This window comes from Fusobacterium ulcerans ATCC 49185, assembly GCF_900683735.1.
GTDB lineage: Bacteria > Fusobacteriota > Fusobacteriia > Fusobacteriales > Fusobacteriaceae > Fusobacterium_A > Fusobacterium_A ulcerans_A.
Genome location: NZ_LR215979.1, coordinates 461902 through 488129, shown reverse-complemented (window position 1 = coordinate 488129; position 26228 = coordinate 461902). Strand labels below are relative to the sequence as shown.

The following is a 26228-nucleotide window of genomic DNA, read 5'->3' as shown; positions in this document are numbered from 1 at the left end:
TATTTTAGAACTTTTTTATTTTTCTCCTCTTGTATAATTTTTTTCTTTTTTTATATTTCAATTATCAATTTTTTACATATTTCATCATACTTTATTTGTTTTTTATATTCCTCTATTTTTCTTTTTCTCTTCATATTTTTATTTTTTCCTTGTAGATTAATTTTTAATTGTTCCTACTATTTTTTTATATATTTTCTTCTCTTCTGTTGTTTTTTATTTTTTAATATATCAGTTAAAAGTCCTGTATTTATACTATATTTATCTCTTATTAAAAAAGTATGGTATATTTTATATTTTATATCTTAAAATTCTTTTATTTTTCTAAAAATATATTATTTCTTATTTTTTATATACAATTTAAATTTATTTTCAGGTACAAAAAAAAGAGAGTAGCCTATAAGCAAGATTCATAATCTTCCTCAGGTACTCTCTCTTTTATTCTCCAGCTTTAAAATTATATATTGGTATAATTCTTTTTACAATATCTACAGTATCATCTATATTTTTTATGATATCTTCCATAGCTTTATATGCCATAGGACATTCATCCAAAGTGTCTTTATTTACAGAGGTAGTATATATTCCTTCCATTTCTTTTTTAAAATTCTTCAATTCAAAAGTTTTCTTTGCTTTTGTACGACTCATCAATCTTCCTGCACCATGTGGAGCTGAATAGTTCCAATCTTCATTTCCTTTTCCTATACAGATAAGGCTGCCATCTCTCATATTTATTGGTATTAAAAGCTTTTCTCCTTTCTTAGCTGATACTGCTCCTTTTCTCAATATCATCATATCAGTATCAATATAGTTATGAATTGTAGTAAATTCTTCAATTACTTCTGTTCCCAATCCTTTTATTATTTCATCCATCATGGCTTTTCTATTTAATACAGCAAATCTTTGTATCAGCTTCATATCATATATATAGTCATCAAAAAGCTCTTCTGATACATATGCCAAAGCTGGTGGAATATCTGTTATTATCTGTTTTTTAATTTCTTTGATTATTTTATTTATTTCTTTTTCTCTTCCTTCACATTTTAATTGTTCTATAGTTTTATCAATATCTATATCACTTACTTTATTAAGAGCTTTATATCCCATCTTTTGATAATAATTAGCAACTTCCAACCCTAAATGTCTGCTCCCAGAATGAACAGTTATATAGATATTTCCCACTTCATCTTTTCCAGCTTCAATAAAATGATTTCCACCACCTAAAGTTCCTATACTTCTTATAGCTCTATCCATTTTTACATGTCCTGTACATCTCAATTGATTCAAATCAATTTCATTTATTAATTCATGAGGAGTCTTTCTTATATTATGACCTGATGGTATTTTTTCATAGATAAGTTTATCTAATTTTTCTAAATCAATTTCTTTATCTGCTATCATGACTGTTTCCATTCCACAGCCTATATCTACTCCTACTAAATTAGGTATTACTTTATCAGTTATAGTCATTGTAGTTCCAATAGTACATCCTGCTCCAGAATGTACATCAGGCATAATACGTATTTTACTTCCAGTTATAAATTCCTGATTACATAATATTTTTATCTGTTCTACAGCTTCATTTTCTATCACATTTGTAAAAACTTTAGCTGTATTATATTTTCCAGTTATCTCATAAAATTTAGTTCTCATATTTTCTCCTTTTAGCTTGCAAGCAATTTCATACTTTAATCATACATGATATTTTTTCTATTATCATTAAAAAAAATCTGCGAACTAAAAAGTCCACAGTTTTTTCTGTTTTTTCAATCTTTCTTTTATCAGTGAAACAAATCTTTTGGGATAGATAACTCTCAGCATTGGACCAAAGGATAGTACTCTTATAAGGACTTCTGTTTCATCAATTGCTTCATAATATATTTCCATCTTATATTTTCTTTCCTCAATTTTTTCCGTTATCTTTTTAAAATCTGAAAAATGCAGCATAGCTCTTTCTAAAGCATCTCTGGAATCTACCAAATCAACTGTTATTTTTCTCTGCTCCATAGGTGTTATTTCTTTTTCAATTTCTTCATATACCTCTGTTAATTCACATTCTAATATATTTGACATGTTAAATATTTTTTCTTTTCCACCTTTTATTCCTAAAAAACGAAATTTATCATCTTTATATGAATACTCTATTCTATCTGGAATTACTTCTATCTCTGTTATTCTTTTTCCTCTATTCAAAGATTTTACTATCAATTTTCTTCTTTCATTTATTCCCTTTAAGATTCTTCTGAAATTTTTTACATACTTTTCATCATCATAGTTATCTCCATTTTTCTTTCTATCAAAATAATAAAAATCTTTCTCTTGATAAAGAGGTTTTATTTCAGCTAATTCTGGAATTTCATCACAAAAAAGTTTAATCTTTCTATCCATAAAAACAGATTTCAGCCATCTTTTTTCCAGCTCTGTAAGGTATGGTTTTATAGGGTTATTTATTACAGTTTCCATATCTTTTGTTATGAGCTGCCATCTCTCCTCTTTTATAGATTGATATATTTGTATAAAGCTCTCTAAAAAAGCTGTTTCTTTAATTATCTTTATCATTTCTCTATCTGTTAATGGTCTTTTTAATAATTCATTTATGATTCTGGATACAGTTAGATAATATACATTATTTATTTCGTTGAATATCATTTTTTCCTCCATCATAAAATCTATACACAGATTCAAAATCCCTATAAAATTTTCTGCATACATCTTCATTAGTTGACTCTAAAGAAATTATCCTCCCAGTAAAAGTTCTTATCCATGGGAGCATCTCTAAAGCATCGTATACTTCTATTTTATACTCCCATTTATCATTACTTAATTGTTTAATTATTCCATGTCTTCCTTCATTTCTAAGTCTATCTACTATGTATTCTTCTTTCTTTCCAATGTATAGCACCATTTTCAATGTTTCTAATTCGTTTTTCTTAAAAGAGACCCCCCATAAATATTGTAATTTATTTTCTATTTCATTTTGTAATTTAATGAAATTTTCATCTTTTTCTAAAACTTTTACATCTTTTATTTTATCAAGTCTATATGTAAATACAGAACCAGATTCTAAACATCCAACAATATATCTTCTTCCTGTTTGTACACTTACAAATACCTTTAATGGAGTTATCTTTTTAATAATATATTTTTTATCTTTTTTCATAAAATATTTTAATTCTATTTTTGATTTTTTATTCAATCCTTCTAATATTTTATACAATATTTCACTTTCCATAGCATAAAGTATATAGTTATGTTTAAAAGAAAATTTCATATTTCTGATTTCAAATCTATCCATTATAAAACTTCCTATAACTCCAATAGGAGATACTACACTAAAAAAAGATATTGTATCTTTATAATTTAAAATATCTATATCTACACAAAAAAAATTATAATATACTTCCTTACCATTTTTTTCACTTTTTAATATTCCCTCTTTTACATATTCTGAAAGTTTAAGTCTTATGGTTGCTGTATCTAAAATATTACTTTCTCTAAATTTTGAAAAATAATCATTATTTATTTTATCTGTTATCTCTCTTAAAGTAAATTTTTTATTTCTTGATAAAATATCCAAAATTATAAAATGTAATGTTATATCATTTTTAGTAAAAGATTTTGTTTTAAATACTTTATACAATGGATTTTCAGTTATTTTTCTGCTGTCTACTGAAAGAAATATATTTTTTCCATTTTCTCTTTGATTAAATGACATATACCCTGTTAGATAGCTTTCTATACGTCTTTTATCATCATCATAACTTCTAAGGCTTTTTAGAGCTAATTCTTCTCTGCTTTTAAATCCATAAATATAAAATTCCCTCATATAATCTCTTATTTTATCAAATTTCTTTATCAATTCATTAAATTCAGCCATAATCTATCCTTTCTATTAAGAGATTTTTATATTAATTTTATTTTATCATATTTTATTTCTTATATCAAAAAAGACAGAGATAATTCCCTGTCCATTTTATTTTATTGGTACTTTTACTGCATAGAGTAATTCTTTAGGATCCTTTACAAAACCAGGCCCTGCTAGAAAATGTATAATAGCATCTCCTATAATTTCAAAGTTGTTCTCTTTTATCCATTCTAAAAGTTTATCAATATATTCTCTTCTGTTTTTAAATTTATTTTTACAATAAAGACATGCATACCTATTTTTAGGTATTGTCATTCTTTTTTCAATATTTTTTACATCCTGCATAAAAATAATTTTCTCTTCTTTAAAGCTTCCATTGTCAATATTTTCCTTAGGAATTATCAAAGCATATATTCCTATTGGCAAAACAGTATTATTTAAAGGAGCATCTATTTTTTTAGTCACTTCAGAAGAATTACTAGAATTCAAACTGCTGTCCAATTTTTTAAATGCTGCTTGAATTATTTTCTTAGAATCAATATCTAAAGAAATTTCTGCATATACAGCTTTTATTTCATCTATCTCTTCTATAAAAAAAGTATCTATTTTTTTCTCTATTTCAATCAGCTGTTTTATCTGTCCAGAATTTTGTACTAACTCTTTTTCTATTCTTTGAAGTCTTTTTATTTCTACCTTTGTTTCTTCTATTATCTTTGTTATTAATTCCAAAGTGTGAGAATAATTAAGATTATTTAGATGGCTTTTTATAGAATCATTTGTAAATCCTAATTTTTTCAAATGTACTATTATCTTCAATACTGGGATTTGGAATCCTGTATAGTATCTATAGTTGTTTTTTTCATCTTTTAAAGCAGGAGAAAATATCCCTTCACTATCATAATAACGTAATGTAGAGATAGAAACTGCTGTAAGTTTCGATATTTCCCCAATTGTTAAGTAATCTTCCATGTCCTCTCCTCTTTTTTACAATTTTTTTGATAATTTTTTTCTAAATTTTCTCATTAAAATTATAAAGTCATCTATCAGATAATAGAATACAGGTATTACTACCAGAGTCAAAAGAGTAGCTGTAGAAAGTCCAAAGACTACAACAAAAGACATTCCTTTATATATTTCTGATCCCTCACCATTACTGAACATCAATGGAACCATTCCAAGTACAGTAGTTAGCGTAGTCATCATAATTGGTCTAAGTCTTGTCTTTCCTGCTGTAATAAGAGCTTTATTCATATTATCACCAGCAGCTCTCCTAATATTAATGAAATCTATTAATACAATAGCATTATTTACAACTATTCCTGCCAACATTACAAATCCTACAGATACCATGGCATCTATACTAAGTCCTGCTGCATAGAGAGCATAAAATGCTCCTGTAGTTGACAGTGGTATAGATAATATAATTACAAAAGGCATTATAAATGACTCAAACTGCCATACAAGAATAAAGTAAATAAGAAATACTGCAATGGCAAATGTTGATTTCAATTGAGCTCCCATTTCAGCCATATCTGCACTTTTTCCTCCAGTTCCATAAGTCAATCCATCTGGATATCCCATATCTTCCAAAGTTGCAGTAACAAGCTTTTGGGCAGTTTCCAAATCTAGTTCATCTTTTAAGTTGGCATATATAACTATTTTCTTTTTTTTATCTTTTTTTTCTATTTTTGAAGGTCCCTCTTCAGCTCTAAATTCAGCAACATCAGATATTCTGATATTCCCACCATTTGGAAGGGTTATTCTTGAATCTAATATCAAACCTGTAGATTCTCTATATTTTTTCTGTAATTGAAGTGTAACATCTATTTCACTATTATCACTGTTGATTTTAATAGGAGTTCCACCTAATATCTGTGTTTGTATCATTGTTGCTATGTTTTTTACATCTAATCCATAATATTCAGCTTTTTCTCTATCTATATAGAATTTTCCTTCTGGTTTTCCACCTTCAAATGATGAAGTTACATCATAGATACCATCAATATCTTTTATTTTTTCTTTAAGTTCCTGGGAAATTATTTGAAGCTGTGATTCATTATCTGAATAAAGTTCAAACTCTAAATCATATATTCCTCTTGTTCCAAATTTATATCCTGGAGTTATTGTCAATTCTACATCTGGGAATTCCACAAAAGTTTTTCTTAGTTCTCTTATTATTTCTTGCAGAGATTCATCTCTTGAAGTTTTCAACCCTGCATTTATATTAAGAATAGCATTTGAACTGTTTCCTGAAACTGTATAATCTCTCACAAATGAAAGTGTTGCTGCTTTATCTTCAAGAACTTTTCCTATTCTATCAGCTTTATTTACATCTGCTCCTGATGGAAGCTTTGCAACTACAGCATATCTTCCCTCATCAACAGTTGGAATATATCTACCCCCTATTTTTGATGCAGCAAACATTGATCCTATAAACAAAACTGCTAATATCCCTAATACTGCTCCTCTATGTCTTATAGCCCATTTTAATGTTGCCACATACATTTTTCTAAAGCCTATCATTATTTTTCCTTCAGCATTCAGATCTTTTTTACTATCCATTACCTTACTTGCTATCATTGGAACAAATGTAAGCGATATTACTAATGAAGCCAGCAATGAATATGATATTGCATAACATAAGTTATTAAATTGTTCTTTTGCCAACCCCTCCTGAAAAACCAAAGGTAAAAATGCAGCAACAGTTGTCATGGTTGAAGCCAATACAGGAAGTGCCATTTCCTCTGCTCCATCTTTTGCTGCCTGCAATTTCGTTTTCCCAAGTTCAGTCATATGTCTGAATATATTATCCACAACTACTACTGAGTTATCTACCAACATACCTATTCCCAGAGATAATCCCATAAGAGATATCAGATTGATACTTATTCCCTGAATATTCAACAAGAAGAAAGTAAAAATTATAGATATAGGAATAGCCACAGCTATTATTAATGTAGCTGAAATACTTTTTAAGAAAACAAAAAGTATAACAGATGCCAAAATTAATCCCTGCATCCCACTTGATTTAACATTAGATATTGAATTCAGTATTGTGACAGAAGAATCAAATTCATAATTTAGTACAGTATTAATAGGCAAAGATCCTCTGTTTTTCTCTATAACCCTTTTAGTTTCATTAACAATTGCAACAGAGTTTCCATCATCTGTTTTTGAAACAATAACTACAATACTGTCCTTTCCATTTTTTCTATATATTGATGTTCTGTCTTTTGGAGCAACCTGTATTTTTGCTATATCTTTTAATTTTAAAAGATGTCCATTTTTATTGCTTAGAACTATTTCTTTTATTTCATCAGCAGTTTCTATCTCTGCCTCTATTTTAATAAGGTATTCTTTTTCTCCCTCTCTTAAAATTCCTCCTGGAAGATTAACACTTGCCTTATTCATTTTATTATATACATCCATTATTCCAAGATTATAGTTTTCCAGCTTATTTGGGTCTACTTCTACTGATACTTCCTGTTCTTGTCCTCCAAAAACTTGTATCTGAGCAACTCCTGAAATTCTTTCAAGCATAGGTTTTAAGTTATTTTCAGCATAACTCCTCATTTCCATTTTATCTCCACCAGCCATAGAAAATGTAATAGCTGGCACATCTGACATAGAACTCTTTCTTATAGAAGGTTCCTTCATGTCATCTGGAAATTTATTTCTTATCTGATTTATCTCATTTTGTATAAGAGTTATTTTAGTTTCAACTTCAGTCCCATATTTAAATTTTACAAATATGAGAGACTGTTCAGCAGAAGATTCTGATGTATATTCCACTATTCCCTCTACATTTGGAAGAACATCTTCTATCTTTCTTGTAATCATTTTATCTACATCAGATGGAGTTGCTCCATCCCATTTTATTCTTATTCTTACAGTAGGTTTATTTATATTAGGAAGCATTTCTATTGGCATTTTTTTAAGACCTAGTATACCAAAGAAAATCATTGATATTATAAACATTGTAGCTGTAGCTGGTTTTCTTATTGAAAATTCTGAAATTGATTTCATAACCTAGTTCTCCTTTATTTTATCATTATTATTAAGAAGATACTGTCCCTCTACCACTACTTTATCCCCTGCTTGATAATCAGGAAATTCAATCATCTGTTCATTTCCTATTGTAATATCTGGAGTAACCTTATAAATAACAGCAGTATTATTTCTAGAAATAACTATATATGAATAAAGATCTTTTATCATTATTGCCTGTTTAGGAACGAATAAACCTTTTATATATCCCTGTTGTAATTTTACTTTTGCATATAAACCTTTTAAAAGTCTTTGGTTTTCATTTTTCACACTAAGTTTCACAGAATATTTTTTTGTATTGCTGTCTGAACTCAGATTTATTTCTGTTATAGTTCCTTCTAGTTTTTCCCCTAATTCTTCTACCAGAACTTCTGCTTTTCCTCCAACTTCAGTAAACTCTGTATCTTTACCTGAAACTGCTATTACTAATTCCATACTGCTATTATCAACTATTGTTAATATTTTTTGAGAAGCAGGAACTTTTTCAAATTCTTTAAGATCTAAATCTGTAATAGTTCCATCTATTTTAGCTGTAACCTTCAATCTTGAAAAATTATCTTTTGCTCTTATAAAATTAGCTTCAGCTATTTTTAATCCTCCTAAACTTGTTTCATATTTATTTTTAGAATTTAAATATTCATCTTCAGATACAAGTTCTTTAGCAAAAAGTTTTTTATATTTTTCATAAGATATTTTATCCGTTGAATAACTTGACTTTGCTTTTAAGAGATTTCCCTCTGCCTCATAATAGCTCGCTTCAGTTGAAGCATCTGTAAGCTCAAGTATTAGATCTCCTTTTTTTACTTTATCCCCATTTTTAAAATTTATCTTTTTTACATCCCCACCTGTAGGAGTGATAATTGTCACTTCATTAACAGGTTTTAATTCCCCATTATAATCTTTTATATATTCAAGATTTTTTTCATTTAGTTCTATGGTTTTTGCTAATTTTGCTACTTCTTTCTTTTCTGGCTGTGCTGTTTTATCTCCACATGCAGCAAAAGCTAAAAGATAAATAATCAATAATAATTTTTTCATAATTCCCCCTGTTTTCTATCTAGAATTCACTATCTTCAAATCAAAATTTAATTTTTCAAACTATAAAGCTACTTTAGGGTAATAGCTTTTACATATAAATATACACTAAAAAAGAAAAAAATGCAATTTATTAGTAAATAAAAATAGGGACAACTTCTCTGCCTTTTCTGACATTTAAGTTATCCCTATGTTATCTATTTTGTTACTTTACTTTATGTTTTTCTTTTAATTTTGCTAAAAGTTCTTCATCTGGCACTATGTCCTCATTAAGAAAGTCTATAATTATTCTGTCTACAGGAATTACTCCTGCTGTCATAACTATTCCATGTGGTAGTGACATTCTGAAAGTCTTTAAGTTCTTCAGCATTTTATCTAGATTTCTTTCTGGTACAGTAAGGATAAAAGTACAATCTGTTCCTGGCCAAATAAGAGTATTCTTATGTTTTACTTTAGCATCCCATACACTTTCTACCTTTTTCTGTACTGTATAATAATAAAATTTTATTTCGTCAAAAAAATCCTCAAGTCTAGCTTTCTGAGATTCGTTTATATTTACGAATATCATTTTGTAATTGTAATGTCCATCTGTCATTATAAATCCCCCTCCTCTTAGTCTCTTCCACTTAATTTTTTAGGTAAAAGATCCATAATTTTATTATACACTTTTTTGAGGAATTTTAAAATAGCATTATTCATATCCTCAATCAATGTATATAGAATTGGGATTACAACCAATGTCAGAAGTGTTGAGAATGTAAGTCCAAACATAACTGTAATAGCCATTCCTCTATATATTTCCGAACCTTCTCCCAATCCTAATGATAATGGCAGCATTCCAAGTACTGTTGTCATAGTTGTCATAAGGATTGGTCTAAGTCTTGTTCTACAAGATTCTATTACTGCTTCCTGCCTCTCACTTCCTCTTTCTCTGGTCATCTTGATAAAGTCAATCAGTACGATGGCATTGTTTACAACCACTCCTGCCAGAAGTATAACTCCTATCATAACCATGATATCTACAGGCTGTCCAGTTAATAAAAGCCCCCATACTATACCTACCAGTGCAAGTGGTATTGAACCTATGATTATTACTGGAAGTACAAAGTTCTCAAACTGTGCTGCTAGTAATGCATATATCAAGAATATTGAAATTCCCAATGCAAATCCCAGCTGACTTGTTGCATCACTAAGGTTTTCTGAGTTTCCTCCCCATCTGTAATCAACTGATTTTGGTGGATTAGCATTCTCATATGCTTCTACAAGTTTATCTTGAATAGCTTTCATTCCCACTCCGCCATCATTTGCAGAAACTGTTACACTATATATTCTATCTGTTTTATTTATCTCTGATGATCCTTCTGCCATTACTATTTCTGCAACGTCAGATAGTTTTATAAATTTTCCACTATCTATTTTTATGTTAAGATTTTTTAAAGCATTGATGTCATTTCTTTTTTCTTTAGGTAATCTTACCATAACATCTATTTCTTCTACTCCAGTCTTAACAGTTACTGTATCTCCTCTGTCTCCTCCCAATACTGAGTAACTCAATGTCTGAGCAATTACAGATGGATTGATTCCATAACTTTTGATTTTATCTCTGTCAAGTACTACCCTTGCTTCTATATTTCCTGGATCCAATGTTGATTTTACGTCAACTGCTCCTGGATAATTTTTTATTTCTGTAAGTACCTTTGCTCCAACCTCTTTTATTTCATTAAGATTAGAACCAACTATATCAAACTGTACATCTCTCTGCTGTGATCCCATTGCAAAATCTTCAGACAAGTTTGTTCTTGTATCAGGGATTTTTTCAACAATTGGTCTTAATTTAGTAATTATATCAAATACAGAAGTTTTTCTTGTATCTTTCTTTCCTATATCAACGTTAATGGAAAAACTGTCCTTTTGAACAATAGTAAAGTAACTTTGAGTATTAGGTTCGTTTATAACTATATCTTCTATCTGTTTAGCTATTGCTTTTGATTTTTCCAAATCAAGTCCTTTTCCTAACTCAGCAACTATTGAATATCTACCTTGGTCTTGTTTAGGCATAAATTCCATCTTCAAGAATCTTGGTACAGTCACCATTGAAATTACAAAGACAAGTACTGTTATTCCAACTGTTTTTCCTCTATGGTCTACTGCCCAGTTTATCAGTTTTAAATAGTTGCTTTTTACTGTTCCAAATATTTTTCCTTCTTTTGTAATATCTGCCTTATTTGTAAGGAATCTGCTTGCAAGCATTGGTATCAATGTAAGTGAAACTATTATGGCTGCAAGGTTTGAAAATATTATTGAATATGCCAGGTCTCTAAATATCTCTCTTGCTATCCCTGGAATAAACAATATAGGAATAAATACAACCATTGTTGTAAGAGCTGATGCTATAACTGACATAGCAACTTCTGTTGTTGCATTATCTGATGCTTCCATTACTGGTGATTTCAATTCCGTCATGTGCCGATATATATTATCCACAACAACAACGGAGTTATCTGTCAGCATTCCTACCCCTATTGATAATCCCATTAGAGATATTAAGTTCAAAGATGTTCCATTTAATGCAAGGAATGCAAATGTAAATATAACTGCTACTGGAAGAGCTGCTGATACCAATAGTGTTGCTCTCATATTTTTCAAGAACAAATACAATACTATTGTTGCAAGAATAAGTCCTTGTACTGCTGTTCCACTAACGTTTGATATTGATTGGTTAATGTCTATAGATGTATCAAGCAATACATTATATACAGTTTCTGGAGGCATTATAGATTCCAGACTTTCAAGTGCTTCAAGTGCTTTTTTATTCAAATCTATTGTACTTCCATCTGATGATTTTTCTACGATTACTGCTATTGATTCTTTTCCTGATAGATATGAAATATCATCTGGATCTTCTGTAGTCAGTACAACATTAGCTACATCTTTAAGTCTTAAAGTGTTTCCATTGCTATTTAAAATCATATCTTTAAAAGTATCTATATAGTTTAATTCTCCCATAAATCTAACAATTACATCTTTAGACCCTGTACTTATTGTTCCTAAAGGTACATTTAAACTTGATACTCTTATCATATCATAAAGTTCCATTGGAGAAAGGTCATAAGCTGCAAGTTTGTCACTGTCTATCTGAATTTGCAATTGTTTATCTGGATTACCAAATACATTTACTTGCCCTATACCAGGCAGACTTTCAAATTTAGGTTTCAAATATTCCTCAACAAAACTACTTAGCTCTGTTTTATTAGGAGCACTCATCATTATTACCAATGTTAAATTTCCTGTTCCTGCCTCTACTTTTTTAGCAATTGGTGTATCAGCAGAACTAGGAAGATCATTTTCTATCTTTGATAATTCCCTTTGTATCTCTGTTACTTTTTCATCTGCATTAATTCCATAATCAAATTTTACAACTATAGTTGATACACCATAAGTTGATGTTGATTCTATTTTATCTATCCCCTCAACATTAGGAAGTATCTCTTCTATTTTTTTAGTAACCTGTGTTTCTACATCTTCTGCTACTGCTCCCTGCCATGTTGTTTTTACTGTAACAACTGGAATATTCATATTTGGTAAAAGCTCTGATTTCATAGAAAACATTGCCATTAATCCAATGAACATAACGGATATCATAATCATTGTTGTAGCAACTGGTCTACGTATTGATAAACCTGCTAAAGTCATTTATTTATTCACCTCATTAATTTTGATTTAAAATATTATTTTGCTTCTGTATTTTCCTCTACTTCATTTCCTTCTTCTAATCCGAAGATACCTTTAACTACTATTCTATCTCCTTCTTTTACATTATCTGAAGAAATTTCAGTATATGGAAGATTTGTAGCTCCTGTTTTTACCTCTACTCTTTTTGCCACTCCATCTTCTACTTTAAATACATAGCTTAGCAAGTTTCTTACAAATATTGCTTCATCTGAAACTGACAATACATTGATTTCTCCTACTGGAATAGTTACATATGAATACATTCCATCTTTTATAACTCTATCAGGATTATCAACCGCTATTTTTATCATATATTTTTTAGTTGTTGAATCTGCAATTGGGTTTATCTCTAAAATTTTTCCAACAAATTTCTTACCCAATGCTCCTACTTCAACTTCCAAATCCTGTCCTACTTTTATTTGAGTAAGCCACTCTGCTGGGAATCCCACATAAGTTTCCATAGATTTATCATTTACCACTGTGAATATAATTTCACTTGATGATATTTCATTTCCTTCTTTTCCAAAAAGGTTTCCTACAATTCCATCTATTTCTGCTTTTCTGAATAATTTATCATAGTCGCTTTTTGCATTTTCATAAGAAGCTTTAGCTGCTTCATAGTTTCCTTTTGCACTTACATAAGTATTTTCATAACCTACATATTCAAGATAAGATACTAACTCTTTTTCATAAAGATTCTTAAATTTTTGATAGTTATTCTTTGCAATATTAAGTGAAGACAATGCTGATGTATAGTTAGCTTTTGCTGTAAAATAACTTGATTCTGTAGCAGCATCTGAAAGTTCCATTACAAGCTCACCTTTTTTTACTGCGTCTCCATTTCTTTTTAGAATCTTCTCTATCGTTCCACCTTTTTCAGTTTTGTGATCAACTTTATTTTTAGGTTCCAATACAGCATCTGATTTAAATACCTGATTCATTTTTCTCATTGTTGCAGGTTCTGTGATAACATATTTAACTTTTTTCTCTATCACTTCTTCTTGTTTTTTCCCACAACCTGTCATAACTAATATTAGAAGTAATATTAAATAACCTGTTTTTTTCATTCTTGCTCCTCCTAAAATTCCTAATAATTAATTCCAAATTTAATCTTTAATTCCAAATTATCTATATGAGCAAATTTAAAAAAGTTTTAAAAGATACGGAATTACCTTATAAAACTTTTTTAAAAGTATAAGCAATTGTTCACGTAGAAATTTTATATGTATTTTTATTAAATAAGTAATGATCTATATTTTTCAAATGCATACAAATAATCTATTACTACCTGATTATATGATACTTTTGCTTCTCTTACTTGTGACTCAGATAATAAATAATCTACTGTTGAAATCAATCCTGCATCATATCTTTCCTGATCCATTCTGAAGTTCTCTATTGCTGCTTCCATTGCTCTTTCTTTAGAATCTCTTTCCTTTTCCATTCTGATTAACTCTAAATAGGCATCAGTTACATTTATATCAATACTATCCTTTGAAACTTTTTCTCTCAACATTTCCTGTTCTTTTCCTATTGCTGCGACTTTATAGCTATCATAGTTCTTTCCAAACTCAAATACATTCCATGTTACCTGTACTCCGCCTCTCCATTCAGCTTCATCTATTGTTGGATTGTATTTTGTTCTTTCTGATGTCCCATAACTTGCGAAAGCATTTACTTTAGGAAGCATATCTGCCCTTGACACCATTTTTGAAGCATCTGCTGCTTCTACATAGTTCTTAGCCACCAAAGCATTTATACTCTCATTCATAGCCTGATCCAAGTCTGCTTTGAAGTTTATATTTCTGCTTAGATACATAGGAACATCAAAGTCTACTACTGATACATCTTCATGTTTTGGAATTCCTGTTTTTATCTTAAGATTTTCTTTTTCAATAGTTATTCCATTTTTTGTTCCAATAATTTGTGATTCAACTTCTAAAAGTGAATATTCAGTTTTTAATAAATCTGTTTTTGTAATAAGTCTTAAATCCAATTGTGCCTTTTGTTTGTCATATCTTGCCTGCAATTCTTTTTTTGAAGCTTCTAATGCCTCTAAATCCTTTTGGTATTTAACAATATTAGAATAATTTTGAATAGTTCTAAGTCTTGTATCTCTTCTTTCTCCTAAATATAAAAGATTAGCTATTGTTTTATAAGCTTTAGCTCCTTTTATTCCTCCAATAACAGCTCCACCTTGAAATAATGGCTGTGATATAGATATAGTCTGAGTGTATCCACCCTTTCTTTCTACCTGATCTTCCCATCCATGTCTATACATCTTGCGGTCAGATTCACCTCTAGTATATGTTCCACTATATACAACACTTGGCAATGCATCTTTGAATGCCATTCCTACTTTTAATTTTGATACTTCAACATCTTTCTCTGAAATTTTAATCTCTTTACTATTCTCCAATGACATTTGTATAGCCTGGTCTAGAGTGATCTCTCTAGCGAACACAGAACTACTTAATATTAAAAGTAATCCCAATATTTTTTTCATTACTAACCTCCTGAATATATATAAATAATCTTTAAAACTATTTTAATATTTTTAAAATACATGTGTAAATAAAATCTATTCCTTCATTAAGTTTTTCATTATTCATTTTTTCTATTACTACATCAAAATCTTGAATAAAAATATTTTCATTATTCCCTCTGTCTAGAAAAAAACTTACTACTTTAAATTCTCTTATTATTGCACTTATAAGTTCTGAATATTTTTGAAAATCTTTTTCTTCAGCAGTTAATTCTTTTTTAAATTTTATAAGCATTTTTTTTATAAAATCAATATTTATCTGCTCTATTTTTTTTAATATTTCCCTATTTTCAGGACTTAAAGCTTCTATATTTTTTATTAGACTTATCAGTACAAGTTCTCTTTTCATGCTTTCATGAGAAAACTTAAGTCTTACCAGAATAATATTCTTTAAAGTTTCTTCAAAGGAAAGACTATTCTCAAGAATACCATCCTGTTTTTCCACCATTTCTTCTATTTTTTTCTCTGCAATAGTCTGTAATAATAAGTTTTTAGATTTAAAATAAGTATAAAAACTCCCCTTAGCTATTCCCATCTCATTAGTTATATCTTCTACTGAAGTATGAGAGTAACCTTTTTTTAGTATAAGTTTTGTTGCAGCCTCCAATAACTGCTCCCTTTTTCCCATGACTGGCATACCCTGCTCCTTATAATTTTTTTGACCAACAAGTCATGCTAAATTCTACACCTTATTGACTAATAAGTCAATCTTTTTTTATCATTTCAAAAAATAAAAAAAATTAATGTTGTAAAATTTAGAAAACTAAGAATTTCAGCTAAGTAGAGAAAATTGTTTTCTAAAACAACATTAATTTTAAACTATAAAGCTACTTGAGGGTCAAGAACTTTTTTTAATTAAATTTAATTGTAAATATAACATAATTTTTTTCGCTATTAAAAACAAGGCTATGTTCTAGATTTAAACTTGTTAATATATTTTTTACTATAGAAAGTCCTAACCCTGCTCCACCATATTTTCTGTTTCTGGAAGAATCAAGTTTATAAAACGGTCTGAAAATATTTTTAAATTTTTCTTCTGGTATAAATTCAGAACTATTTGATATTTTCAAAATTTTATTTTTAAATTCTATTTCTATCACTTTTCTATCATCTACATAGGTAATTGCATTAGTAAAAAGATTATTTAAAATAATTGATATGCGATATTTATCAATAAAAATTGTATCTTCATCTATATCAGTTATTAATTCAATATCCTTTTTAATAAAATCAAGATTATATTTATTCAATTTTTCTTCTAAAATGTCTTTTAAATGAAATTCTTCATAACTTTCATCTGAAAAACTAAATTCATATTTTAAATATGTATTTAAGTTCTTTATAAGTTTATCAAGAAATATCCCTTCATTATATATGATCGAATACACATTTCCTTTTTCTTCATCTGATATTATATCATCTTGGAGAGCTTCTATATATCCATTAATTATGGCAATAGGTGTTTTCAATTCATGTCCTATTGAACGCATAAAATCTTTTTCAAAGTTTATTAATTTCTCTTTTTCTTTCAATTCTATTTTCATTTGTGAATTTAAATCATTTAATTCATCTATATTATTTTTTAATTTTTCAGACATTCTCTTTAAATTATTTCCTAGAGTTTCCAATTCATTATTATATTTAAAATCTATATTTGATGAAAAATCCAATTTTGATATTTTAGATGATATTTTTTCTAAAGTCACAATAGGATCAGAAAAATATTTTGAGAAAATATATGCTAAAACAAAGAGTATTGGTACTATAAAGGCTGATAAATCCAAATAAAAAGATGACATCATTTTTGTGACTACATTTGGAACTATGGTTGGAGATATAATTACCAAAAATTCTGTGTCCGAAATTTTCTTTATAAGTAGAAAATAATTAAGAAAGTCTGTCATACTTGTCAGTCTTATTGTATAATCTCCAGTATGGAGTTTCTCTAAATTCGCTTTTATTTCAGTTTTATTAAAATAATTAAAAAGTTCACTTTCTTTTTTAGAATGTGAAAAATTTATATATGCAACTTTTATGTCCTTATTCTCTTTACTCTCTATTATTCTATCCAGAGGAATATCTTTAATAGAAATTTCTTCGGATACTTTTATAAGCTGTTCTTTTGTATTTTGAACAATGTATTTATCCATATACAAAAAGTTAAAATAATATATCACTATCAACGGAAGATAAGAGATTACAATAAACGCAAAGAATATTTTATAAAAAATTTTTTTCATTAAATAACTGTTCCTCCTAATTCTTTATTTCAAATTTATAACCTATTCCTCTAACAGTTTTTATACATTCTTCTCCCAGTTTTTTTCTTAAGTTTTTTATGTGCGTATCTATTGTTCTATCACTTCCAGGAAAATCATATCCCCATACCTCAGTGAGCATTTTATCTCTGCTCAAAGCAATTTTATGATTCTTTATAAGGTATATTAGAAGCTCATATTCTTTAGGTGCTAAAATAACTTCTTCTCCATCTACTGTCACTGTATGAGATGTATCATTAATAATTATTTTTCCTAACTCGATAATGTGATCTGTATTATTACTTGTATTTTTTATAAGAGCTTTTATTCTTGCTAAAAGTATTTTATTATTAAAAGGTTTAGTGATATATTCATCTGTTCCTATTTCAAAACCAAACAATTCATCTTCATCATCATCTCTTGCAGATAATATCATAACAGGAACTGAGCTATATTTTTTTATTTCTCTTAAAACACTCCATCCATCTTTTTTAGGAAGCATTATATCAAGTATCACCAAATCAAAAGGTTTTTCATAAAAAAGTTTTATTGCCACCTCTCCATCTTCTGCTTCCGTCACATCATAACCTTCCTTTAGAAGATACAACTTCAGAATATTTCTTATCTCCATTTCATCTTCTACTATTAAAATTTTTTTCATATATTTATTGTCCTCCCATTTTTATATCTTATTTTACATCTCTATTTTATTTTTTTCAAATATATAAGAAAAAAAGAGTTAACCAAAATAAAAGCTTTGGCTAACTCCCCTTTATAATGTTGGTTAGTTAAGAATGTCCTAAGTTGTAATGTAGTAACCTAACATATTGTATTCACTAGAATGTTGATCTGAATCCTGCGAATACAGTTGGCTGCCATCTCCAGTCTCTTGCTGAATTTTCATTGTCAATTCCCCAGTTTCTATACTCTGCTCCAGCTGCTGCATAAACTTTTAAGCTAGGAGTAACTTGGTAATTAACTTGAACTGTTGGTAATGCATAAAGTGAATAGCTAGCATTGTCATCTCCATAGTTTCCTAAATATCCACCAGATTTGTTAAACATTTTTTCTTTAGACCAAGTGTATGGATCATATCCTCCTTCAAAGTTGAAGTCAATAGTAACATCCCCATTAGTATATAGGTTAGTTGTATTGTAGATGTATGCTTCCATATCTAGTGTAAAGTTTTTGTCTTCCATATCTCTACCATTGTCAAATCCTTGATCATCTCCATAGAAATGTTGAGTTGCATATAAGTTGAACTCAAATGAGAATCCCCATGGTAATTCATGCATTGTGTATAAATCTACACCAAGTTGATTATCATATTTGTTATCATTTCCTGATCCCCATTCATAACGATATTTTGGAGCAACTACGAAATTAGTAGTTTTTACAAAATCGCCATTGAACATGTACTCAGCAAAGTTAAATCTTGCTTGATATTCTAATTCTTGATGACCATTAGTATCATCTCTGTCTCTGTAGTGAAGTCTTGATGTAAAGTTTACATTAGAATCTCCTACATTTCCATGATTATAGAAATATCTTAATCTTGTATCAGTACCATTTTTTCCAGTTCCTTCTTTTTCTGAAACACTGTTATAGTTTCTGATTCTGTATTCAAAAGCTTGATTTTCAGTCATGTTGATTTTTCCCATTAACTGAGTTCTTGAATAGTTAGTTTTTCCTGCCCAACGATCTTCACCGTTTTCTTTGTTTTCAACTTCTCCATACCATCTGTATTGTAAATCTACATATCCATTTGGTCTGAATCCTACTGGTGCTCTGTCTCTGTAGACAATAACTTCTTTTTCAACGATTTGTACTGGTGCTTCTGTTACTACAACTGGAGCAGGTACAACTTCTTTAGCTTGTGCCATTGCTGCAACTGTTAAGAATGCACCAACTAACAATAAAGATTTTTTCATAAAAAATACCCCCTATTTTCTATATTTTAAATTATATATATCGAAATATATAATAATTCACATTAAAGATGACAATTTACCTAATCTGGGAAACTGGTAAATCATCATCTCATTCTTGGGAAGAGCAATAATATATAAAAGATTAGCAACTTTTATAATATTTCTCTTATACAAAGAATATAATATAGAAAAGTGAAGAGAATATGTTTTATTAGTGTTTATCAACAGAAAAAACTCTTTTTAATAAAAGAGTTCTTCCTTTTATATAAAATTCTAGACTTTTAAAGTTTAAAAAGTTGTCTTAAATCCTACAACAGCTGTTGGTTGCCATCTCCAGTCTTTAGCACTTTTTTGATTTATATTTGCCCAGTTTCTATATTCTGCTCCTAGTGAGGCATATACATTAAAGTTAGGGCTAACTTTATAAGTTGTTATAATTTGTGGATAAGCATATAATTCATAAGTATTATCATTGTAAGTATAATTTGTAGGATCATTTTTTAACTTATCATCTTTAGATATAGCTGTTCTTAACACTTTTTCTGAATTCCAGTTGTATGGATCATATCCACCTTCAAAATAGAAATCTACATCTACTTTATCATTTGTATATAAGTTAGTTGTATTGTATAAGTAAGCTTCCATTGTTAATCCTGTGTTGTCTTTAACTGTACTATGGCTGCTAGTATATTGACGTTGTCCATAAAAATATTGATCTCCATATAAGTTAAATTCAAATGAGAATCCTAATGGGAATTGATGCATTGTGAATAAGTCTATTCCTAGTCTATTTTGATAATCATCACTGTTAGATGCCCAATAATATTTATATTTAGGAGCAATTGTAAAGTCAGTAGTTTTTACAAAATCATTATTAAATAAATAATCTGCAAAATTAAATCTTGCTTGATATTCTAATGATTGTGCATCATTGTCTGCCTCTTTTCTGTATTCTATTCTAGATGTTAAATCTACATTAGAATCTCCTAAATTTCCATGATCATAGAAGTATCTCAATCTTGTTTGAGTACCATCTTTTCCTCTTTGCTTTTCATTAGATGAAGAATTCCAGTCGTTATATGTTCTGATTCTATATTCCAAAGATTGTTTCTCTGTCATATTAATTCTTCCCATTAACTGTGTTCTTCCATAGTTATTATTTACACCATCATTTTTGTAGTTAAGTTCTTCAGCTTCTCCATAATATCTATATTGTAAATCAACATATCCATTTGGTCTGAATCCTTGTGGTTCTCTGTCTCTGTAAACAATAACTTCTTTTTCTACAACTTGTACTGGTGCTTCTTCTACAACAACTGGAGCAGGAACTATTTCTTTTGCCTGTGCCATTGCTGCAACTGTTAAAAATGCACCAACTAATAATAAAGATTTTTTCATAAAAATACCCCCTAGTATTTGTTATATAAAGTATAAGAATATGGCAACCTGGGAAATTGTCACATTCTTATAACTTTAAATTAAGAGAAAAATAATTATGAGATAATTAGCAACTCTCATAATTTTTTGTTTTCTACACTATTAATATAATAAATTCTGATGAAATCTATGTGAAAAAGGCAAGAAATATATATATTCCTCTTTTATATCTTAATTTCATTAATTTATAAGCTATTATTTACGTATATAGACAAGCACTACATTTAATATAAGATAGAATTTTTTTTATTTCAATATTTTTATGTATATTTTTTTTTGTATATCTGACACAAATTTGTCACATTTTTACATAACAACCGTAAAATAAACTCACTAAAAATCAATATAAAATATTTTTATTGTTATCTTATTACTAAACTTTTAAAAAAAAAATACATTTTATCTATATTAAGTTCATAAAATATTGATTAATAACTCAAACAATAAGTTACATTTTAGAATTTTATATTTTAATTTTTAATTAAAAAAAGTATAAAAAAACTTACCTAAAGTATGAATTTCATAAATTATTATAATATCTGTTTTTGAAAAATAGTGTATATACCATATAAAAATCTTAAAATGCCAAATAAAAAGTAAAATTTTTATAAAAAATATTGCAGAATTTATATCTGCAATATTTTTAAAAGTATTATTCACATCGATAGAAAAAGCTGCAGTCGCTATAATAAAATATGAAATAATATTCATTTTAAAGTTTGAGAAGAGGAAAATAAAGCTTCATGCTGTCCTGTGGCTTTTCATTTATTACAAATAATGAAATTTATATTATGGAAATTCAATGAATAAATATTCTGTTGCATAATAAAATGGGTATATCGCCCCCTAGACAATATACCCATTTACTTTGTACTCTGTATAGCAAATGCTCTAATTCAATTTATTAGTTAATTATGTTTTATCAATAGCTGTTAATCAGCTCTTTTTTATTTATTAAATTGTTTCTGGTAGTGACAATATAGAAGCTACAATAAGTTTTGTTCTTTCAACAAAAGAACTTATCACAGCTCTTTCTCTTATTGTATGATTTTCATATCCTTGTACTCCCATTGCACAAATAGTAGGAATTCCTAAAGCTACTGTATATGCTGCATCTGATCCTCCACCAAGAAAGCAAGGATAAGGTATTCCTAAATCTAATTTTTCAGAGGTATCTTTTACTATTTCAAATAATCTTTTATTTTCTTCTGTTTCATCCATAGAATCGAAAATAAGTATCTCTTTTAATTCTGACTTTGTTCCCTTTACATATGATTTTTCTGTTATTCTATTTAAAAATTCTCTTATTTCCTTTATATCAGCAGCTTTTCTATATCTTACATCAATAGTTAATGTGCAATTTTCAGGAATACTTCCTACATTAGTTCCTCCATTGATTATTCCTACATTATAATGAGTATTATTATAGTCATTTTCTTCTTCTATTCTAAGGATTTTATAGGCAGCTTCTTTGATTGCACTTATACCATTTTCAGGTTCATTTCCTGCATGAGCTCCCTTTCCTTGAATTATAATTTGAAATCTTGCTGCTCCTTTTCTCCCTACTACTATTCTTCCATCTGTAAAACCTGTTTCACAATCTATAGCTGTTTTGAATCCTTTTGCTTCTTCCAAGAAGAATTCTTTTCCTTTTCCATTAGTAGGTTGATGTCCTACTTCCTCATCTCCTGAATACGCAAGTTTTATCAATTTATCATGTCCAATATGATTTAAAACTCTTGCAACAAAAGCACCTATTACAACTCCACCTTTACAATCAAGAACTCCAGGTCCATAAACCATATCATTCTCCTCATCTACTTTTATTACTTCTTCTCCAAAGCTTCCTTTTTTGTGAACAGTATCTAAATGTCCTATTATAATTGTTTCAAGTTCTTTACTTCCATTATCAAAGTATGCAGTTATACTATTTCCTCCACTGCCATAATCAAATACCTGCGTTTTCATTCCAAAATCTTTAAGATTTTTTTCTAAAAATTCGACAGCTTCATTTATTCCTTCTCTATCAGAAGATTGACTTTCTATTCTACATAAATCAAACCATAATTTTTTCATTACTTTTTCTTCTTTTTCAATAAATTCAAAAGCATTTTTTAATTTATTTTCCATCCTCATTCCCCCTAATCTGTTTTAAATAATAATTATTTAATATAATACTCCATTTTTTTGATATGTAAAGATTTTTTTACATTTTTTTCTCATAAATATATGATGGATGATACAAACCTGTTGGTAGATAGTATTCATCTCTCAAGTAAATGAACCCCAGCTTCTTTATCAAATGGGCTGACCCAAAGTTTTTAGGGTTATGCCCTGCAAAAAGAGATGAAACCTTGAAAGTTTCAAAGGCATATTTTATTATTTTTTCACATGCCTCTAAAGCTATTCCTTTTCCCCAATATTCTTTTTTTATATGTATTCCCATTTCCAGTATATTTTTTTCAATATTATATGGTCTTAATCCACAACATCCTACAAATACTTCATTTTCTTTTAAATATAACGGAAAATATTGTATTCCATATTTTTCATAATTTTCTATTTCTTTTTTCAGCCTATTTTTTATCTCTTCTTCATTCATTTTTCCAGAAGCAGTTATTAATTTAGTTACTTCTGAATCTCCCCAAAGTTCATATGCATATTTCAAATCATTTTCTTCCCATGTACTAAAAAATAATCTGTCAGTTTCAATAATTTTCTTTTTCATTTTTTCACCCCTAGAAAAATATTAATTTTCTTATTATATAATTTATTTTTTTAATTTACAACAAAAAGAGGAGGACAAGCCTCCTCAATATAATTATATTTTCAATTTTATATTATTTTTTGATTATTTGCTGCAGCAAGAGTTTTTTCTTTTTTCTGCAAGTGAATCAAATTTCATATCTTTTAGCCATTCTGTCAATGTCATTTCATTCAAAGAATTAAATCCATTTGTTGGTACAGCATTTCTTGCAAGGCTTACATATGGAGCACATGTTAAAGATGTTCCAATTTCTCCTGGTTTCATTATAGTATAAGCAAATCCTACATAAGTTCTTTCAAATAATACATCTGAATCTTGTCCACAGCTTACTACTGACCAGGCAACTGATTTTCTGTGTTCTTCCAAAAATTCTTTTAATTCTTCTGCATTATCATTTTTAGTCCATAATCCAGCATCTTCTATAAATAAATCTGCACAGTTATCTCTGTCTGCAGAAAGTGATAAAGCTATGAAACACCATACTCCATAAGCTTCTCCTTCTTTTAATGGTCTGTCTTCTTTAGGTCTGTATGCAGTAACTCCTTTATTTGCACAAATAGTATGTGCCCCTGGAACAAGTGTAAATCTTCTTTCTTTTTCAACACCAAAAAGTTCCATTCCTGCTTCTAATAATGGTTTTGCATCATATACAGGCAATTTAGAGCCATCAAATTGTATAGCTTCTAAAACTGGTTGAATTTTTTTAGCTGCAACATCATCATGAGCTGCTAAATCATGCCCCCATACTTGTCCTGCTATTCCACAGAAAGATGAGGCAGTAAGCATATTTATTTGTCCTACATAGGCATCATTTATTTCAGCTCTGTCATAAGATACTATACCATCTAATAAAAAGTCATCAGTCTTTTCTACAGTTCCTACAGATACTTTTAATACAGAAATATATCCATTTCCTTGAGCTCCTGGAGCTCCATATCCATCACAATAATTTTCATAAGGACTTATTGCAGTCTTATCAATTCTTGGTGCACGTACTTTAGTTTCTTTTTCCATTGTAAAACCTCCGAATTTTAATTTAATCTATGCTCTAAAGACTGACTCTTTTAGTAATTAATAGGAATAAAGCTATTATTGCTATTATTGTCAACCCTATTGCCAATATTTTTTCTACATTAGTAAAACTACTTTCATTTGGTGCTTTATTTTCTTTACGAGCTTTATCAAAAACTAATATTCCAATGGCAAATAGAATACTAGCCATTACTAAATATTTTAATCCAGCAGCATAAATAAGCCATGCTCCATAAATACTTCCCAAAACTCCTGTAATAAGTGCAGTTTTTTCTTTTATATTAGTCCCTTTAGGAAATTGCCCTTTTGCACACATTTTCCATAAATAAAGAGTTGAAGCTATATAGGCAGGAAGTATCATAACTCCTGTAATACTTAACATTACATTCCATGCATTACTAGCAAAATATACAAATATCATAGTTATTTGCATACCTATACTTGATACTAAAAGTGAGAAAGATGGAGTTCCATTTTTATTTACTTTGGCAAAAATTTTAGGAAAAGTTCCGTCTTTAGCACAAGCATATGGAAGTTCAGCTAAAAGCATTGTCCAAACAAGCCATGAACTTAATAGTGCAATTATTACTCCTGCATTCATAAACCAGCTACCCCATTTTCCAACTATATCTGCAAGTATAGAGGCAGAAGATGGTGGTGCCAATACTGATAATTCACCTTGAGATAAAGTTCCAAATGGAAGCATTGAAATAGCTACATATGATAACCAACATAATAAAAATCCTATTAATGTAGCTTTACTTACTGCTGCTTGACTTTCAGCTCTATCTGAAATAACAACTGCTCCTTCTATCCCAATAAAAGACCATAATGTTACAAGCATTGTACTTTTTATTTGTCCTCCTAAATTTCCTAAATCTACATCATGAAGAGATTTTATTGTTTCATCTCCCCAAAAATTTGTATGGAACATAGAAATTTTAAATACAAATAAACATACTAGAATAAATACAGCAATTGGAACTAATTTTGCTATTGTTCCTATAGTATTAATACTAGTTGCTTGACGAACACCAGCCATTATCATAAAATACATTAACCATATTAAAATAGAACCTCCAATTACTGATGGAAGATTATTTCCTCCTTTAAAATGTGGTGGAAAGAAATAATTTAAAGAATCCATAAGTAAAATTGCATAACCTACATTGGCAAATATAGCTGAAAGCCAATATCCCCATGCCATCAAAAATCCTACAAATTTACCAAATCCTAATCTTGCATAACTATATATCCCAGACTTAGCATCAGGAACAACTGTTGATAGTACTCTAAAAGTATTAGTTAAAAAATACATTCCTATACCTGTTATTATCCAAGCAACCCCAACAGCCCCTGCTGATGCTGATTGTGCCATATTTTGTGGAAGATTATAAACACCTCCTCCAATCATAGCACTAATAACAAGACCTGCAAGTGCAATAACACCTAGTTTTTTAGTATTAGTAGTATTTGATGTACTACTATTTTCAGTACTCATATAACTCCTCCTTTAAATTTTCTTTTTAAAACTTTTATTGTTTCCAATTGTTTCTAAAATGGGTATTCTAAAAAATTTATT

Annotated in this window: 19 protein-coding genes; all 19 read right to left on the bottom strand. The window is 28.7% G+C overall.

What is annotated here, in order from left to right; genetic code table 11:
- Positions 1 to 435: 435 nt before the first annotated feature.
- The 19 genes from E0E45_RS02185 to E0E45_RS02095 all read right to left on the bottom strand — a co-directional run bounded on the left by E0E45_RS02185 (position 436) and on the right by E0E45_RS02095 (position 26147).
- Positions 436 to 1650: an RtcB family protein gene (locus E0E45_RS02185; RefSeq protein ID WP_130889644.1), complete on the bottom strand. Its 1215-nt coding sequence runs from the start codon at positions 1648 to 1650 to the stop codon at positions 436 to 438.
- A gap of 84 nt (positions 1651 to 1734) precedes the next feature.
- Positions 1735 to 2646, bottom strand: coding sequence for a WYL domain-containing protein (locus tag E0E45_RS02180; protein ID WP_172604130.1), 912 nt, complete (start codon positions 2644 to 2646; stop codon positions 1735 to 1737).
- Complete coding sequence (locus E0E45_RS02175) at positions 2624 to 3874, bottom strand: WYL domain-containing protein (protein ID WP_130889642.1); 1251 nt, start codon at positions 3872 to 3874, stop codon at positions 2624 to 2626. Before E0E45_RS02175 ends, E0E45_RS02180 begins: the two co-directional genes overlap by 23 nt.
- A gap of 96 nt (positions 3875 to 3970) precedes the next feature.
- Positions 3971 to 4831 carry a MerR family transcriptional regulator gene (locus E0E45_RS02170; protein WP_130889641.1) on the bottom strand — a complete coding sequence of 287 codons (861 nt, stop codon included), beginning with the start codon at positions 4829 to 4831 and terminating at the stop codon, positions 3971 to 3973.
- 15 nt (positions 4832 to 4846) lie between these two features.
- Positions 4847 to 7888: an efflux RND transporter permease subunit gene (locus E0E45_RS02165; protein WP_130889640.1), complete on the bottom strand. Its 3042-nt coding sequence runs from the start codon at positions 7886 to 7888 to the stop codon at positions 4847 to 4849.
- Positions 7889 to 7891: 3 nt separating this feature from the next.
- The gene (locus tag E0E45_RS02160) at positions 7892 to 8947 is read right to left on the bottom strand and encodes an efflux RND transporter periplasmic adaptor subunit (RefSeq protein ID WP_130889639.1); all 1056 of its coding nucleotides are present in this window, start codon (positions 8945 to 8947) and stop codon (positions 7892 to 7894) included.
- Positions 8948 to 9149: 202 nt separating this feature from the next.
- Positions 9150 to 9539, bottom strand: a complete 390-nt coding sequence (locus tag E0E45_RS02155; protein WP_130889638.1) for a PG0541 family transporter-associated protein — start codon at positions 9537 to 9539, stop codon at positions 9150 to 9152.
- A 17-nt stretch (positions 9540 to 9556) separates the two neighbouring features.
- The gene (locus tag E0E45_RS02150) at positions 9557 to 12637 is read right to left on the bottom strand and encodes an efflux RND transporter permease subunit (protein WP_130889637.1); all 3081 of its coding nucleotides are present in this window, start codon (positions 12635 to 12637) and stop codon (positions 9557 to 9559) included.
- A 35-nt stretch (positions 12638 to 12672) separates the two neighbouring features.
- Positions 12673 to 13743 carry an efflux RND transporter periplasmic adaptor subunit gene (locus E0E45_RS02145; RefSeq protein WP_130889636.1) on the bottom strand — a complete coding sequence of 357 codons (1071 nt, stop codon included), beginning with the start codon at positions 13741 to 13743 and terminating at the stop codon, positions 12673 to 12675.
- A 167-nt stretch (positions 13744 to 13910) separates the two neighbouring features.
- Positions 13911 to 15182, bottom strand: coding sequence for a TolC family protein (locus E0E45_RS02140; RefSeq protein WP_130889635.1), 1272 nt, complete (start codon positions 15180 to 15182; stop codon positions 13911 to 13913).
- Positions 15183 to 15219: 37 nt separating this feature from the next.
- Positions 15220 to 15858, bottom strand: a complete 639-nt coding sequence (locus E0E45_RS02135) for a TetR/AcrR family transcriptional regulator (protein WP_130889634.1) — start codon at positions 15856 to 15858, stop codon at positions 15220 to 15222.
- Positions 15859 to 16072: 214 nt separating this feature from the next.
- A complete protein-coding gene (locus E0E45_RS02130; protein ID WP_130889633.1) occupies positions 16073 to 17461 on the bottom strand; it encodes a sensor histidine kinase in 1389 nt (462 codons plus the stop codon).
- A 16-nt stretch (positions 17462 to 17477) separates the two neighbouring features.
- Positions 17478 to 18140, bottom strand: coding sequence for a response regulator transcription factor (locus E0E45_RS02125; protein WP_005976167.1), 663 nt, complete (start codon positions 18138 to 18140; stop codon positions 17478 to 17480).
- Between the two features lie 175 nt (positions 18141 to 18315).
- Positions 18316 to 19410, bottom strand: a complete 1095-nt coding sequence (locus E0E45_RS02120) for a hypothetical protein (RefSeq protein WP_130889632.1) — start codon at positions 19408 to 19410, stop codon at positions 18316 to 18318.
- Between the two features lie 288 nt (positions 19411 to 19698).
- Positions 19699 to 20808, bottom strand: a complete 1110-nt coding sequence (locus tag E0E45_RS02115; RefSeq protein ID WP_130889631.1) for a hypothetical protein — start codon at positions 20806 to 20808, stop codon at positions 19699 to 19701.
- Positions 20809 to 21801: 993 nt separating this feature from the next.
- A complete protein-coding gene (locus tag E0E45_RS02110; RefSeq protein WP_130889630.1) occupies positions 21802 to 22977 on the bottom strand; it encodes a M20/M25/M40 family metallo-hydrolase in 1176 nt (391 codons plus the stop codon).
- A gap of 76 nt (positions 22978 to 23053) precedes the next feature.
- A complete protein-coding gene (locus tag E0E45_RS02105) occupies positions 23054 to 23575 on the bottom strand; it encodes a GNAT family N-acetyltransferase (RefSeq protein WP_130889629.1) in 522 nt (173 codons plus the stop codon).
- 123 nt (positions 23576 to 23698) lie between these two features.
- Positions 23699 to 24628 (bottom strand): histidine decarboxylase, pyruvoyl type, encoded by a 930-nt coding sequence (gene hdcA / locus E0E45_RS02100; protein ID WP_130889628.1) that lies wholly within the window; start codon positions 24626 to 24628, stop codon positions 23699 to 23701.
- Positions 24629 to 24662: 34 nt separating this feature from the next.
- Complete coding sequence (locus E0E45_RS02095; protein ID WP_130889627.1) at positions 24663 to 26147, bottom strand: amino acid permease; 1485 nt, start codon at positions 26145 to 26147, stop codon at positions 24663 to 24665.
- Positions 26148 to 26228: the final 81 nt, after the last annotated feature.

Bases quoted from the DNA above. Each gene is read 5' to 3' on its own strand.
- E0E45_RS02135 (WP_130889634.1), bottom strand. From the start codon at position 15,858: ATGCCAGTCATGGGAAAAAGGGAGCAGTTATTGGAGGCTGCAACAAAA.
- E0E45_RS02170 (WP_130889641.1), bottom strand. From the start codon at position 4,831: ATGGAAGATTACTTAACAATTGGGGAAATATCGAAACTTACAGCAGTT.
- E0E45_RS02120 (WP_130889632.1), bottom strand. From the start codon at position 19,410: ATGAAAAAATCTTTATTGTTAGTTGGTGCATTCTTAACAGTTGCAGCA.
- E0E45_RS02160 (WP_130889639.1), bottom strand. From the start codon at position 8,947: ATGAAAAAATTATTATTGATTATTTATCTTTTAGCTTTTGCTGCATGT.
- E0E45_RS02145 (WP_130889636.1), bottom strand. From the start codon at position 13,743: ATGAAAAAAACAGGTTATTTAATATTACTTCTAATATTAGTTATGACA.
- E0E45_RS02185 (WP_130889644.1), bottom strand. From the start codon at position 1,650: ATGAGAACTAAATTTTATGAGATAACTGGAAAATATAATACAGCTAAA.
- E0E45_RS02115 (WP_130889631.1), bottom strand. From the start codon at position 20,808: ATGAAAAAATCTTTATTATTAGTTGGTGCATTTTTAACAGTTGCAGCA.
- E0E45_RS02180 (WP_172604130.1), bottom strand. From the start codon at position 2,646: ATGATATTCAACGAAATAAATAATGTATATTATCTAACTGTATCCAGA.
- E0E45_RS02140 (WP_130889635.1), bottom strand. From the start codon at position 15,182: ATGAAAAAAATATTGGGATTACTTTTAATATTAAGTAGTTCTGTGTTC.
- E0E45_RS02155 (WP_130889638.1), bottom strand. From the start codon at position 9,539: ATGACAGATGGACATTACAATTACAAAATGATATTCGTAAATATAAAC.
- E0E45_RS02175 (WP_130889642.1), bottom strand. From the start codon at position 3,874: ATGGCTGAATTTAATGAATTGATAAAGAAATTTGATAAAATAAGAGAT.
- E0E45_RS02125 (WP_005976167.1), bottom strand. From the start codon at position 18,140: ATGAAAAAAATTTTAATAGTAGAAGATGAAATGGAGATAAGAAATATT.
- E0E45_RS02095 (WP_130889627.1), bottom strand. From the start codon at position 26,147: ATGAGTACTGAAAATAGTAGTACATCAAATACTACTAATACTAAAAAA.
- E0E45_RS02105 (WP_130889629.1), bottom strand. From the start codon at position 23,575: ATGAAAAAGAAAATTATTGAAACTGACAGATTATTTTTTAGTACATGG.
- E0E45_RS02165 (WP_130889640.1), bottom strand. From the start codon at position 7,888: ATGAAATCAATTTCAGAATTTTCAATAAGAAAACCAGCTACAGCTACA.
- hdcA (WP_130889628.1), bottom strand. From the start codon at position 24,628: ATGGAAAAAGAAACTAAAGTACGTGCACCAAGAATTGATAAGACTGCA.
- E0E45_RS02110 (WP_130889630.1), bottom strand. From the start codon at position 22,977: ATGGAAAATAAATTAAAAAATGCTTTTGAATTTATTGAAAAAGAAGAA.
- E0E45_RS02130 (WP_130889633.1), bottom strand. From the start codon at position 17,461: ATGAAAAAAATTTTTTATAAAATATTCTTTGCGTTTATTGTAATCTCT.
- E0E45_RS02150 (WP_130889637.1), bottom strand. From the start codon at position 12,637: ATGACTTTAGCAGGTTTATCAATACGTAGACCAGTTGCTACAACAATG.